We start from the raw sequence: 14,044 nt of genomic DNA on the forward strand, positions 1-14,044 counted from the left end.
TATAGTTATTAATATCATTAAAATAAATATATAAATACATTTTCATTATTTTCTCATACGGTACAGGTGACTGCCACAGACTTACACTGACAAAAACAGCCATAGAGACTCAGAAGCACGGGGAGGTGAAGTTGTATTGTTATGTTTTTGCTCTAATGTGTGCTACTTCCTAAACAGCTTCGGCCAATATTATTTTAAACGATCAACAGGTCTGCGAACACTGGAAGGATACGATGAACAATTTGAAACATTTAATTCTATTTGACGATTTAATATAAAAAATTTGCTTTTCTTTTCTTTGCTTTTAATTTGATTAGAAATTAATTTAAGGTTAATCAAATAAGATATTTCCTATGCGTAGAACAAAAATCGTTTGCACCCTGGGCCCCTCCAGTTCGTCACCCAAAATTCTTGAGAATCTCCTCAAAGCCGGTATGGATATTGCCCGATTGAATTTTTCCCATGGTACTCATAAAAAACATGCGGAAGTTTTAAAGCGGCTCCGGGAAATTTCTGCTAAGATTGGCAAACCTGTGGCCATTTTACAAGACCTCCAGGGGCCAAAGATCCGAGTCGGGAAATTTGGAAGCCAGGGGATTTTATTAAAAAAAGGGCAAAAAGTTACCGTAACCACTCGCGATGTTTCCGGCAATGACCAAACAATCCCGATCACGTATGCAGCTCTCCATGAGGACATAAAGAAGGGAGAGCATATATTATTGGATGATGGTCTTTTGGATTTATTGGTTAAGAAAATTGCGGGACAAGATATTAAATGTGAAGTAGTTGTCGGTGGACTATTGAGTTCCAATAAAGGAGTTAATTTACCGGGTGTTGATGTGAAGGTTTCCAGTTTAAGTGAAAAAGATCGAACCGATTTGAAATTTGGACTGAAATTGGGAGTTGATTTCATCGCACTTTCCTTTGTGAGATCTGAAGAAGATATTCATGAACTTCGGCGGGAAATTAATAAGTTGGGAAAGAGCACACCTATTATTGCAAAAATCGAAAAACCGGAAGCGGTAGATCATATTCTTGAAATCATAAATGCAGCGGATGGTGTAATGATCGCCCGCGGAGATTTGGGTGTTGAAATGGGTCCGGAGCGTGTTCCGATTATTCAAAAGGACATCATTCATCGATGCCGGGAATCCAACAAACCGGTAATAACGGCGACACAAATGCTCGAGTCCATGCGTAATAATCCCAGACCCACACGTGCGGAAGCATCGGATGTAGCGAATGCTGTTTTTGATAATAGCGATGCGCTCATGCTCTCCGGTGAGACATCCTTAGGCAACTATCCCATTGAATCAGTCAGGATGATGGATCGAATTATTCGCTGGTCGGAAAAACATGTAATTAAACAAACCGGGTTTGCACAATTTCGGCAGAAATATGGTGATTCATTCGCAGAAGCAATTAGCGAAGCTGCTTTTTACGCAGCTTATAAATTGAAAGCAAAGGCTATAGTCGCCTTTACACAAACGGGATTCACTGCAAGAAATATTGCCAAAAGACGGCCGGAGACAATCATTTTTGCTTTTACACCTCATGAAGCAGTGCAGAGACAAATGCTGCTTTCATGGGGAGTGATCCCGATTCATTTGCCAATTATTCATACCATTGATGAAATGATTCAAAAAGTGGATAGTAAGCTTTGTGAAAATAAATATGTTCAGCCGGGAGATATTATTTTGATTGTAGCCGGAGCGCCTATCGGTGAACAAGGGACTACAAATATGTTAACGCTTCATAAAATTGAAGATCATAGTTCAAACTAAATTGGAAAAGGAAATCCTTTATTCGTTTGTTAACCTGGATAATTCATAGCCACCAAAACTCAAAGACACAAAGCTTTAAAAAATAAAGGTTAAGAAAGATTGATTTTTATATTGACCGAAAATTGATTCATAGTAATCTTCTTTATAACTTTAATATTCTTAGTGACTTAGAGTCTTTGTGGCAAAAATTCATGAATAGTGCAGGTTAATTAATTTGGATTTGATTATTGGAATTTGTTTGTTATTTAGAAACAATAATTTAGAATTTTCAGCAATACCAAGATGATGCAAACTTTTTACAGATTAACTTAAACTAATTATAATTAGAATGGGGGGTGAATATGACCCGAAAAATATATGAAAATGCCATCGTAAATTGGCCGGAAGAAGACCGGCCGCGTGAAAAGCTGTTAAAGAATGGTGCCAGGCAGTTAAGCAATGTTGAATTGCTGGCAATTCTATTGCGTGTAGGTGTCAAAGGAAAAAGCGCAATTGATCTTGCTAGGGGAATTTTACAGCAGATTGGAGGACTTAGGGCATTGGAACAATGGGAAACGGAAGATTTGTGCACATTGCATGGTTTAAGTCTGGCAAAGGTTGCACAAATCAAAGCAAGTATTGAATTGGGTAAGAGAGTGCTAACCGAAGCAAAAAAAACCTTTGGAAAAGTATATTCTTCTCAGCAAGTATACGATTACATTATGCCATCCATGCGTGATTTGAAGCGAGAGGAGTTTAGAGCTCTTTACCTGAATGCCAGGAACCAGATTGTAAAGGAAACCACTATAAGCAGGGGTTCGTTAACCTCTAGCGCCGTTTATCCAAGAGAGATCATGAGTGAGGCTTTCCGTGTGGGCGCGGCGGCTGTGGTTTATGTGCATAACCATCCGTCGGGTTCAATAGATCCAAGTCATGAAGATCGACGAGTGACCCGGGAATTAATCGTTGCCGGTGAGGCTTCGCAAGTATCAGTTGTCGATCATATCATTGTAGGGGAAAATGGCTACTACAGTTTCGCGGATGAAGGAGTCATAGAAGCTAACAAGAATGAATACAGGCAATTTGTTGGGAAGTTATAGCATTTAATCAGTCAGCTCCAAAAGATGTTCCGACAGATATGGCGGTCCGGACCAATTCCGAATCTTGTTGAACAAGGCGCTGTTTGTTGGCTATTTCTTTAATAGGTGTGGTTTTTATCTGTGTTCCAATAAGTCCGACAAGAACTCCAAAATTGACTTTAGCAACCTGGTTCATGGCTTCACACCCAAACCGGGTTGCCAATACGCGATCAAAAGCAGTTGGAGTTCCTCCGCGCTGCAAATGACCAAGAATTGTTGCCCTCGAGGATATTCCGGTTGAAGATTCGATCTGTCTGGCCATCCATACACCAATACCGCCCAACCGGATTGGGTCGTGACTTAATTCATCTCGATGCTTGATTTCATAATCACCGGAGGGTAATTTTACCCCTTCGGCAATAACAACTATGCTGAACCGATTACCACGGCTATTACGTTTTCTTACAAATTGAATAACAGACTCCAAATTATAGGGAATTTCAGGAATTAAAATGATGTCACCACCACCGGCTACTCCTCCACACAAGGCTAGCCATCCTGCATACCTGCCCATTGTTTCTATGACCATTACACGATGGTGTGATTGAGCCGTTGTATGCAGCCGATCGATGGCTTCCGACACAATCTGAACGGCAGTATCAAATCCAAAAGTGACATCTGTACCGTAAATATCATTATCAATGGTTTTGGGAACGCCAACAATTCCGATGCCCTTTTTCATCAATCTATCAGCAATACTCATAGTACCGTCACCGCCAATACACACAAGAGCATCCAGGCCAGCATTGTGAAAATTTGAGACTGCATCATCCGAACGATCGGTTTTCATAATTTTACCCGAACTGTTTTCTTCTGCAAATTCAAATGGATCGGCGCGGTTTGAGGTGCCTAATATGGTCCCTCCCATTGTAAGAATACCACTAACGTCTGCGTATTCAAGATTTCGCATTCTATTTTGAACAAGTCCCTCAAAGCCGTCTTCGATTCCTACGACAGAACAGCCATAATCATTCATTGCAGTTTTGGCCACCGCCCGGATGACGGAGTTCAGTCCCGGGCAATCTCCACCACCGGTTAAAATACCAATTTTTTTGATTTTCTTGTTGATAATAACCTCCTTTTTCTCAAGGTGATGCAATAATAAATCGATCTTTAATATTTATTTGTTTCGTTTGAAATAATATTCAGATTATTTGCAGTTATCAAACTTTATCCTAAAATAATTAAAGTTTGACATTTCCTCCACGTATCTATTGTACTTGCAATTTATTGCTTAAAGCTTTCAAAATGCAGTTACGGTACCCACGCGGATCAGGAGAGGAAAAGAGTAATGTTGTGAGCATAGTCTGAAGTACGCCCTTTGGCGTAAAGTCCAATCCAAAGTTGCCGGGCGACCCCATTGGGGGGATAAAAAACCGTGTATCCCAAGAGGCGCCACAAAAAAACCCCTTAAATTATTATTTTAAGGGGTTTTCTAATTTGCCAAAAATGTCTAAACTTTCCGGATGGTTACTGATTTTCCTATCAATTTAGTCGTAATACGATTCAGTAAATAAAAATCTAGTTATTGATTAATTAAATTAACCTGAACAATTCATAGCCACAAAGGCTCGAAGGCACAAAGTATTGAAAAAAAAGAAGAAAATAAGTTTTATAAAATGAATCGAAAGAAACTTAGTTTTTAATCGTAGTTCTTCTAAGTTATATAATCTTAGAGTCTTGGCGGCAGAATTTATGAATAATGCAGGTTAATTATGTTTGTTCCTGTAGTTATTAAAATAGTAAATATATGTGAAACTACCATTAGATAATCATAAATTTTAACCGAAAAATAAAAATGTTAGTACCTTTATATTTAAGGCGAAATTGCTTCTTCGGGATTATTTGTTTTGAAATAATATGATTTTACTAAACCATAAATTCGCATTACAGATTTTCTATACCGCTTTCTTGCTTATTTCTCTTTTTAATACGATCAACTGCAAAAACCTAGGCACTAATTCAGCAATTTCGGATATATCTTCGATTTTTGATGAACTGCCAGCATTTTCAGGTGCTGAAGGTTTTGGCTCTACAACATCAGGGGGTAGGGGAGGACGTGTCATTGAAGTTATAAACCTTAATGAAGATGGAACTGGGAGTTTTCGCGCCGCCTGCAAAATTACAGGGCCACGCATCATAGTTTTTCGCATGGGTGGGACGATCCTACTTGATAGTAATATTACAATCGAAGATCCATACATTACTATTGCTGGTCAATCTGCACCGGGCGATGGGATTCTGATACGGGGTGCAGGTATTCTAATAAGAACACACGACGTGATTATTCGAGGTCTTCGCATTCGTGTAGGTGACGATTCAAACGGACCAGTCCCATCAGAAAGAGATGGTATCACGATAGCAAATCCGGAAGATCCACCTTACAATATTATAATTGATCATTGTTCAATAAGTTGGGCTGTAGATGAAAATGTTTCTACCTGGAGAGAATGCAATAATATTACTTTCCAGTGGAGTATTATAAGCGAGGGACTAAACAACAGTATACATACGGACGGTAAACACAGCATGGGAATGCTCCTCGGCAGGAATGCCGCCACAAATATCTCTGTACATCACAATCTCTTTGCACACCACCGCGGGCGCCAACCATTAGTACAAAACGGAGCTACTACGGAGGTAATTAATAACATCGTTTACAATTGGCAGAACAAAGCCACGGATCTGGAAGGCTCGGCACATGTAAACTTAATTGGTAATCTTTATAAGCCCGGTGCTGATACGCCTACAGAAGATGGGCCGAAGAGAAAGGGTGTGTTCATTCAGAATGATAAAGGATTATCGGTTTATGTCAGCGGGAATATCGGTCCCGGTCGACCGACAAATACGGGAGATGATTGGCTGATTACCGATGGGGATGAACAGTATCGTTCTTTAACCCCGGCGGTTTCTCCTTCCGGGATTACAACATATCCTGTGGAGCAAATTTTTGATTTGATTTTGGCAAACGCTGGCGCAATTTCACCTACTAGGGATGCGGTAGATGTGCGTATTGTAAAATCGGTACGCGATGGTATTGGAAGGGTCATCGATTCCCAGGATGAAGTTGGAGGCTGGCCTGAATTGGCCCACGGTACGCCGCCGGTAGATACTGATCATGATGGCATGCCGGATGCGTGGGAAAAATCCCGTGGTCTTGATCCTAACGATGCGAGAGACGGAGGCTTGGATCGGGATGGTGACGGCTACACAAACATCGAAGAATATCTCAACGGTTTAATTCAATGATCCGGGATAAATGGATAATTGGTGACTTCCTCTATCTACCAATGTTAGAGTTAACTTGAATAATTAAAAGAACTCTTGTTTGATTCTCAATGCTTTTCATAACGGATTTAATTCATAAGTGCTGCCTCATATATTTTCTCTAACCTTAGAGCAGCACTGGAGGCCAGAAAATTTGATAGGGCGTATTCATAATTACATATGGAGATCCTTTTATATAATTTTTTGTCCACAAATATCTGTTCAATTAAATTGGCAAGCACCTTTGGTTCCTTGCTGGTTACAGCGAAACCATGTTTTCCATTCTCGAAAAAATCTGCTATTCCTCCAACCGGTCTTGTTATAACGGGTAATCCGAAGGCCATCGATTCACATATTGTGTTTGGTAAACCTTCACCATAATAAGTAGGGAAGCAATAAATGTGCGCGCTTTTGAATAAGTTAGTCTTTTCTTCTCCAACTACGTAGCCGGTAAATGTGACATTTGGAATTGAATGTTTGGCTACGAAAGATCTGGCTTTATTCAATTCATTCCCATCACCAGCAATGATAAGCTCAAACATAGGGTATTTGTGTTGTAAGAGTGAAAAAGCCTCTATCGTTTCATATAGCCCCTTCTCTCTAACCAATCGTGCCAGAAAAAGAATACGCCATTTTTTGGACTTTCCCCTGTTTGCAATAGCCTTATTTATATCAAAATCTCTTAGCGCTTCATCATCAACTACCATGCCCTCACAATAAATTTTTTGAGAAACTCTCCATGACTCGAGTACTTCCTTAAACTCCACAGCCAATACAATAAAGACATTTGCTTTACCATACAGAAATTTGAATAACCAAAGCCCATACCGCTGAATGGTCGATTCAAAGGGCTTTTGCCAGCCATGAAAAAAAACAACCACTTTTTTCCCCAGAAGCTTTCCTAATAAAGCAAAAATACCGTCTCGCATAAATGCTTTGAAATCAAGTGAAGGGTTGGTGTGAATAACATCATGATCATTTGTTCTTAAAGTCTTTACAAAGCGGTAGTAGTCTGAAATTGCTCGGAATAGCAGCGGAATAACTCCATCTTGCTCTTCGGCCCTTTTTCCAATAATAAAGTGCTGTACAGGAATTTGAAACTTGTCTTTCAACTTCGCATAATGCGCTGCAACGCCGCCAGGGTCTTTAAAATCCGGATGTGTGATTAATACATTCATAAAGAAAAAGTATCCTCTTTTGCATAAGCACTTTTATGCGATTCCGTTTTGATTTCTGCCCTTTTTGACTGTCTCATTTTATAAACTCCAAATAGAGCAACAAACATAAAAAGAAAGGCAATATTGGTCTCTTTGATTTCTGTGACAGAATGCCCCGCTCCTTCAACAGAATATTCAATAAATTTGCTCACTAAATAATTACCCAAAAAAAGACTTCCCAGAAAAATAGGGACGATGGGAAAATTTAATTTGATAAGAAAATTTTTGATAGAGGAATTGTACTTTGCTAAGAGTGGGATGATGAGGCAAAAACTTAGCCAGAATAGTGAAAATAATCGATCAATGTTGATTAGTTTTTGCCAAAAGTCTTTGCTTTCACCTGATTCAGTACTGCCATGGAACCACTTTAGATTATGAATATTTATTTCATTTTGTACATTGTATTCGGCCAGATTATCCGGTGTTTCCAGGTTTAAAATCCTTTGTCCCCAACTTATTTCTTCCATGCAACCGATGAAAAAAACAAAACCGAGTAATAAATAAAAGATATTCTGTCGCAGCATTAGCTTTAGAGTCTTTTTTCTTCTATAGTTATAGAGAATTGTCAGACCAAAGAATATGGAGGTCATTACAAAAAATAAAGCTCCCAGAGTTTCGAAGATACCATCTTCATCGGTTAAGGAATGGATCTTTTTATCGCCTAAAAACAATGTCAGATAAGTTAATAGCATAAGAATTGAAATTATAAGCGGAACCCCCAGTTTCGTTAATTTTCTGTTCATAATTCTTTACCTCTAAAAGTAACGTAAATAAAATCTACAAAATTTTCCGGGATACGGTTAAGTAAGTCCAGCCGGTTAGTTTCTGAAAAGAGGGGTTATCAAATCTTTCTAGCATTTTGGACATCTTAATATTCATTCGATTAAGCATGGCCATTCTATAGGTCTTCATAATTCCGTGCGTGTGTATTAAACCGGAGATTTTTTTCAAATCTTTTTTTGATAAAATGGTATCCACCTCGCTTATGTCAAAGTAGTGCATTTTGTATAGCCTGTGGATGACTTTATCCACTTTCAGTACTCCGTAAACCAACGACTTCATAAACATGTACATGGGACTATGGTGCCACAACTTTCGGTAAATATTAAATACAGAATGTTTACTGGGGACAGAGAGGATCAAATAACCATCAGGTTTTAAGATCCTGCTTATTTCAGTTATCGCGTCTGCGTATGAGTTGATATATTGAATGACGCCTAAACACAATACCATATCAAACTGATCATCTTTGAATGGAAGAAAATTTGTATCTCCATTAATCAAGGCGATTCCACTGTAATTTTTTTTTCCTGTTTCAAGCATTTTATTTGAAAGATCAACCCCCACTTTTTGAGAGCCCTTTAAAGGAATTTCTCCGATCACGTTGCAACTTCCGCAACCTATTTCAACCACTCTTGAGAATTCATTCTCTTGGGCTAAATCAAGGACTGTTTCAAGAACCAATTCTTTCCTAAGTTGTAAATCAAACTGAAAAATGCTTTTAGGCTCATTGTTATAATTGTCAAACCACTCCTGGCTTTCATGATCAAATCTGTTTTTTACTGCTTGACTTTGATTCAACATAACTAAGAGTTCCACGACTAAACAGTAAAATCCAACGAGCGCTTCTTTTCAACTTCTCGAGAGAATCTCTTTGTCAAAATATCGTGTAAAACGACGGCACTTTCATCCAGCTTGCCATTGTTATTTACCACAGCACAAGACCAACCTTGTTCCTTAATACCCTGTAGGACAATCTCTATAGTCTTGGCGCAATTCCTCATGTATGGTATAAGCTCTTCGTCGAGATAGCGTCTGTATTTTCCTCTGGAAATCACCCTGTTAACGCAGATGTCTATTGCCGTGTTTACACAAATTAACAGATCTGCTTGAGGCAGGAGTTTTATATACTTAAGAATTTCATGGGGTTGGGGTTCTTCCTGTGCCGATGTATATAAACTAGTGATGCGATGAACCAATCCCTCGGATAAGATAAGTGCTTCATCCGGCCTTAAGCGGTCTTTAAAAAATTGATAGAAGCTACAGTCCATCAAAAAATACCCAAGAATTGTACGCTTTTCTTTGAAGGAGAGTTTGCTGGTGAATAATAGACAGACTGCATGTCGAACCAAGGCTTGATTGAGAAGTGCAAAATATAACCGATGTAACATCAGCAGACGACGGGAAACCGCACTGAGAACTCTTTCTTGCCATTTTTGTGGAGTGATGATTTCTATTAACCTCCCAAGCGGCACTCTTTTTAAACAGAGAATCCGTGCTCTGTAAGGAGACACAGCGTATAGATCGAGGTCCGACAGAATCATGTTGGTAATTGACACTAACTCACTTTTACCTGCCCCGGGAGGACCGACAAACTCAATAATCATATAACAAACCCTGTAGAGGTGAATCGCCGAGTCGAGAAGATTCTCACATTATTTTCCACAATTCCTCTTTGGCATATAACAACGCCTGATCAAATGGCTGGTTCGCATCAATATCGATAATTTTCAGGCCATTCCTGCTCATATTTTCAATAGCCTGAATTTTGGGTTCGATTTCCTGGGGTGTATGATCTGGCTTTCTCTTTAAAGCAACGTTTGGTGCAACTTGCAGTAACAAAACACAATCCGGCGGGTAGATCTTGTTATAAAGCTTCAGCTCTAATTTAGATAGATGGGATGTCATCCAATTCATCTTCCCGTCTTGATATTTCCATTTGATTTGCGGCCCATCCATTGGTGCACGTGTTGAGTTCATCATCACTTGATGGATCCCGGACAAAGGATATCGGTCGCACAAGACGATAGATCCCCGTTCCGCTTCTTTCCTGCTGGCCAGATAACGAAAATATCGAGTCCACGCGACAGATACATAGTGAAGATCATAAGTAAAGTTGTAAATTGTTTTTAATTTGTTTGATAACCATTTTTTGTTTCCAACGACGGCTACACTCACATTATTCAGTCTCGAAAAAAACCTTGCACAAGATTGGGTCATTCGGCTCCCGAATGACAACCGTTTGCCCAAGCCCATGTAACAGAGTTGCACTTTTAATTTCCAGGATAACCATTTGCTCAAATTAGTAAGCATGGAGGACTTGCCGGCGCCATCCGCTCCGATTAAAGCCACAACCAGTCCCCTTGATGCCAGTTTCTTTTTCTCAGGCGATGAGTTTCCGATATTTACAGAACGCAAAGCGGACTGCCAGCGGTTGTATGTTCGGTAGGCTGCCAATTGTTTTCGTAGTGCTCTTCGAATTTGGTAAATCTTGTAGCCGGAATGAGGTGTTTTGGTAACAACCTCAAGGAATCTAATCACGATTTCTGGAGAAATAAATTTCACGTCCGATTTTAGAGTGCTTGAAATTCGCTCAATAGTAGTTTGCTTTGTAAGGTCATGAAACGTTTGTACCGTTTTAGGAGGAATTCCGGGTGTTAGGATAGCTAGAATATCTTTTATAACATCCCGATTTCGATATCTCAAGAGCGTTATCACAACCCTTGCCAGCACAGCCAATTCAGGTGAGGCCACCTTGAATCCATTCTCACTTTTCGAGGAATCCAGGAAATTCTGCTCCAAAGGTAGTCGGTAAGTGTTAAAGGGATTGTCGCCCAAGATGATCTTGTAGTAGACATGTAAGTGAAAGCATTTTCCGGTCTTTTCATCGCAGCCAAGATAATCTTCTACGTCCGGTATTTTTTTGGCAGGAGGGGAGAGCATAAGTTTGCAGTCATGTTTCTCCAAAATTCCTTTAAACCGTTCATACTTTCTATGGTCAACAAGTAAGTCCAAATCGGAATGGCCTTGGGCAGCCTGTTGCAAATGGGTATTACCTTTCCAAATGCAGTAGTGGATTTCTTGCTCATCTAATTCTCTGAACAGGTTTTTTACCGATGTTAAGCAGCTTATCATAATTTAGGAGTTGGTTCACTGTTCTCAGATTTTTTGATTCTACTGAAAAGTTCGCTTAGAATTAATCGATCTTCTTTGGAGAGCTTGAGTAGGTAGACAATTGCTCCATAAACAAACCAGAGAATTGGTGTAAAGATAGCCAATTGCAGCAAGGGCGAATCGACTGAGAAACTCTGGGTCAGTATAAAGATTAATCCTGCTGACAAAAAGGCCGCTGTGATCGGTTTTAAGAAACTCCTGTTAAAAGGCAGTAGCCCTCCATTTAAAAAAAACACCTCAGTTGTGGCTAGTGTATTGACAATTATCATAGTTAGAGTGCCTGCCATAGCTGCCCCAATAAGCTGCCAGCGAGAAATCAAAACAAAATCCAATATGATAGCAGCTGCAACGTAAACGATGGAGTTAAAAAGCCCTAATCTTGTATGACCTGTCATATTAACGACTGTCCCACAAAATCCTGTACTTGCTCTAAATAAAAGGCCTGAAGAGAGTATTATAAATCCTGTTGCGCCACCGGTAAAATTTTCTCCAAAGATGGACAGCAAGTTATCTGCAAAAAACAATACAGTAAGAAAAATGGGCAAATTGAACGTTAACGACCACTTTGTAGTGGTTTGATACAGCCGCCTTAGTTCATCCTCCTTGCCTTGACTATGCAATTCTGAAATCAATGGTTCTGATATTTTTTGCAGTGCGTTCAGACCCATGATTCCAATATTGCTCAGCCTCAAAATTGCCGCATAAATACCAACATCAGAGAACACTGCAAGTATACCCAATACTAACATTTCTAATTGTCTACTAAATTGGTATAACAAGCGTCCGAAATAGAGCGGAAGCGAAAAATGGAATATTTCGCGAATATTTCGCTGAGCATTTTTCACTGGCCTCTTTAGAGAGAAGATTCGGTTAACAAAAAAAAGCATCATAAGCGTAGCGATTGTAATAGCAACATTATGAGAAATTGCCACCCCCAATACATCCATGCCTACTGAAAGTAGTGAAATTGTTAATAATAGCTTTGTAACTTGAAACGCTATACTCCGTGAATAGACGTCATATTGTACCTTTTTAAACCCCCGCGTTACCGAGGACAACCCATCTGCCAAGACAGTTAGAGGGATTATGAAACAAAGCATGCGAAATACAGGGATGAGTGAGGGTTTTTTGAAGACTTCAATAGATATTGGTTCAGCCATCAAGATGAGAATGGAAGTTAATATCAAACTTATGAGGAAAGGGATGCCTACCCCTACTTGAATAAGGCCCCATATCCGATTCTCGCTACGTTGCTTGACTGCAATTGGGATGAAACGCGCCAGTCCTCCATCTAATCCCATAAGACAGGCGGCAGCGGCAATAGAAGTTACCGTTAAAGACAGACGGTACAATCCAAACTGCTCTGCCCCAAGAAAGCGGGCTATAATTACACTTAATAGAAACCCGGTGATATAAGTAAACAACTCTCCCAAAAATAGAATCGCTCCACCTTTGGCAGCTATGACAATATTTTTATCAGAGGTGGGCCGGCTGCTTTGGGGAACTACTTTAGATTCAATTGATGCATCTTGCAGCATTCAGTGTAAAGATCCTAGTTTTGTGTAGGTTAATTTCAATTGACCGCGTCTTATTGGGTGCTGTTTACACATTTCTTATATAATTCGAGGTAATTGTTGGTCATGCGGTCTAAACTAAAGTCATTGATAACTCGTCCTTTGCCGGCCTGCCCCATTGAAGAGGCGACATCTCTATTATTGAGAAGGTATTCAACTCTCTCACTCAACATCTCGATTTCATAAGGTCGGACCAAAAATCCAGTTGTGCCGTCGATAACAATTTCATTTGTACCGCCTCCGTTTGTTGCGATGACAGGTTTTGCCAGCGCCATATATTCCAAAATAGAGTTTGAGATGCCTTCTCCATAAACACCTGGGTTGGTTAGCAGAACACCTATATCGAATACATTAATGATGGACTCCACTTTTTTTTGATTGCCCAGAAATTTGATTTTATCTTTATGTTCCGATTTTACTATTGCTTTATATTTATCGAGATTGCTTCCGCCTCCAACTGCAAGAAATGTCACATCGGCTCTCTTTCTCAGTATCTTCATTGCGGCTTTCAAATAGCTTGCATAATCCTTTCTATTTGAAAAAACCGCCACCATACCAACTACATGTGTAGTTTTAATATTAAATTTATTTCTGATGACCTCTTTGTTTTCAAGAGTGTTTAGCCTTAAAAAGTCAAACCCATTGGGGATAAAATAGCCTTTCAACTTCGGGACATTAAAAGATTTGAGGCCTTCTTCTGAATTTGAAAGAATTATTTTTGAGAGTGGGAAAGTGAACTTTGCGCGAAGCCAGGTTTGGCTTAACGGTTTAATCTGCTCGGGCGCGATCGTAATCATGCCATTTATAAACGGGATACCGAGTATTTTTGCAATCGGGGCAGCATAAAAAGAGCACATCGATTCCCAACTATGAATGATTTCTGGTTGCAAGATTTTACATAGCCGGTATAATTTTCTAAAAATTGTCGGATCGTGTTTAGTGGTTCTCCGCAGGAAGTGAATCTTAGAATTGAACTTGTAAATGTCCGTAAAATAAATATCGTCTGACAGAATCACGACATTTCTAGTGATATGGCCATTGTGCTTTTCAAATCCCCGAAAAAGTTCGACAAAACGTCTTTCTTTGCCGCCCAATTTTAGGCTATCTATGATGTGTAGTACCTTCATCAG

General features: G+C 39.6%; 11 protein-coding genes. 3 read left to right on the forward strand and 8 right to left on the reverse strand.

What is annotated here, in order from left to right; all coding sequences use genetic code 11:
- Window positions 1–353: 353 nt before the first annotated feature.
- Both pyk and radC read left to right on the forward strand, forming a co-directional pair.
- Window positions 354–1,784 (forward strand): pyruvate kinase, encoded by a 1,431-nt coding sequence (gene pyk / locus IIC38_06980; GenBank protein ID MCH8125687.1) that lies wholly within the window; start codon window positions 354–356, stop codon window positions 1,782–1,784.
- A 341-nt stretch (window positions 1,785–2,125) separates the two neighbouring features.
- Window positions 2,126–2,863 (forward strand): DNA repair protein RadC, encoded by a 738-nt coding sequence (radC, locus tag IIC38_06985; GenBank protein ID MCH8125688.1) that lies wholly within the window; start codon window positions 2,126–2,128, stop codon window positions 2,861–2,863.
- Between the two features lie 7 nt (window positions 2,864–2,870).
- Here the strand turns inward: radC and IIC38_06990 are convergent, their stop codons facing one another.
- On the reverse strand, window positions 2,871–3,971 hold the full coding sequence (locus IIC38_06990; GenBank protein ID MCH8125689.1) for an ATP-dependent 6-phosphofructokinase: 1,101 nt from the start codon (window positions 3,969–3,971) through the stop codon (window positions 2,871–2,873).
- 791 nt (window positions 3,972–4,762) lie between these two features.
- On the opposite strand from IIC38_06990, the gene IIC38_06995 reads away from it, so the two are divergent.
- Window positions 4,763–6,151, forward strand: a complete 1,389-nt coding sequence (locus IIC38_06995) for a pectate lyase (protein ID MCH8125690.1) — start codon at window positions 4,763–4,765, stop codon at window positions 6,149–6,151.
- A gap of 107 nt (window positions 6,152–6,258) precedes the next feature.
- On the opposite strand, the gene IIC38_07000 is transcribed toward IIC38_06995, so the two are convergent.
- From IIC38_07000 to IIC38_07030, 7 genes are all read right to left on the reverse strand, one after another.
- Window positions 6,259–7,347: a glycosyltransferase family 4 protein gene (locus IIC38_07000; protein MCH8125691.1), complete on the reverse strand. Its 1,089-nt coding sequence runs from the start codon at window positions 7,345–7,347 to the stop codon at window positions 6,259–6,261.
- Complete coding sequence (locus tag IIC38_07005) at window positions 7,344–8,129, reverse strand: hypothetical protein (GenBank protein ID MCH8125692.1); 786 nt, start codon at window positions 8,127–8,129, stop codon at window positions 7,344–7,346. Before IIC38_07005 ends, IIC38_07000 begins: the two co-directional genes overlap by 4 nt.
- Window positions 8,130–8,163: 34 nt before the next feature.
- The gene (locus IIC38_07010) at window positions 8,164–8,970 is read right to left on the reverse strand and encodes a class I SAM-dependent methyltransferase (protein MCH8125693.1); all 807 of its coding nucleotides are present in this window, start codon (window positions 8,968–8,970) and stop codon (window positions 8,164–8,166) included.
- A 17-nt stretch (window positions 8,971–8,987) separates the two neighbouring features.
- Entirely contained in the window at window positions 8,988–9,725 is a 738-nt protein-coding gene (locus IIC38_07015; GenBank protein MCH8125694.1) for a hypothetical protein, read from the reverse strand.
- Between the two features lie 91 nt (window positions 9,726–9,816).
- A complete protein-coding gene (locus IIC38_07020; protein ID MCH8125695.1) occupies window positions 9,817–11,301 on the reverse strand; it encodes a hypothetical protein in 1,485 nt (494 codons plus the stop codon).
- The gene (locus tag IIC38_07025; protein ID MCH8125696.1) at window positions 11,298–12,878 is read right to left on the reverse strand and encodes a flippase; all 1,581 of its coding nucleotides are present in this window, start codon (window positions 12,876–12,878) and stop codon (window positions 11,298–11,300) included. The genes IIC38_07020 and IIC38_07025 overlap by 4 nt, the downstream gene beginning before the upstream one ends.
- Before the next feature lie 50 nt (window positions 12,879–12,928).
- Window positions 12,929–14,041 (reverse strand): glycosyltransferase, encoded by a 1,113-nt coding sequence (locus IIC38_07030; protein ID MCH8125697.1) that lies wholly within the window; start codon window positions 14,039–14,041, stop codon window positions 12,929–12,931.
- Between the last annotated feature and the right edge of the window lie 3 nt (window positions 14,042–14,044).

This window comes from candidate division KSB1 bacterium (assembly GCA_022566355.1).
In the GTDB taxonomy this organism is placed as follows: domain Bacteria; phylum Zhuqueibacterota; class JdFR-76; order JdFR-76; family DREG01; genus JADFJB01.

Coding starts and splice junctions, on each gene's coding strand:
- IIC38_07010 (MCH8125693.1), bottom strand. CDS start 8,970: ATGTTGAATCAAAGTCAAGCAGTAAAAAACAGATTTGATCATGAAAGC.
- radC (MCH8125688.1), top strand. CDS start 2,126: ATGACCCGAAAAATATATGAAAATGCCATCGTAAATTGGCCGGAAGAA.
- IIC38_06995 (MCH8125690.1), top strand. CDS start 4,763: ATGATTTTACTAAACCATAAATTCGCATTACAGATTTTCTATACCGCT.
- IIC38_07005 (MCH8125692.1), bottom strand. CDS start 8,129: ATGAACAGAAAATTAACGAAACTGGGGGTTCCGCTTATAATTTCAATT.
- IIC38_07030 (MCH8125697.1), bottom strand. CDS start 14,041: ATGAAGGTACTACACATCATAGATAGCCTAAAATTGGGCGGCAAAGAA.
- IIC38_07020 (MCH8125695.1), bottom strand. CDS start 11,301: ATGATAAGCTGCTTAACATCGGTAAAAAACCTGTTCAGAGAATTAGAT.
- IIC38_07025 (MCH8125696.1), bottom strand. CDS start 12,878: ATGCTGCAAGATGCATCAATTGAATCTAAAGTAGTTCCCCAAAGCAGC.
- pyk (MCH8125687.1), top strand. CDS start 354: ATGCGTAGAACAAAAATCGTTTGCACCCTGGGCCCCTCCAGTTCGTCA.
- IIC38_07000 (MCH8125691.1), bottom strand. CDS start 7,347: ATGAATGTATTAATCACACATCCGGATTTTAAAGACCCTGGCGGCGTT.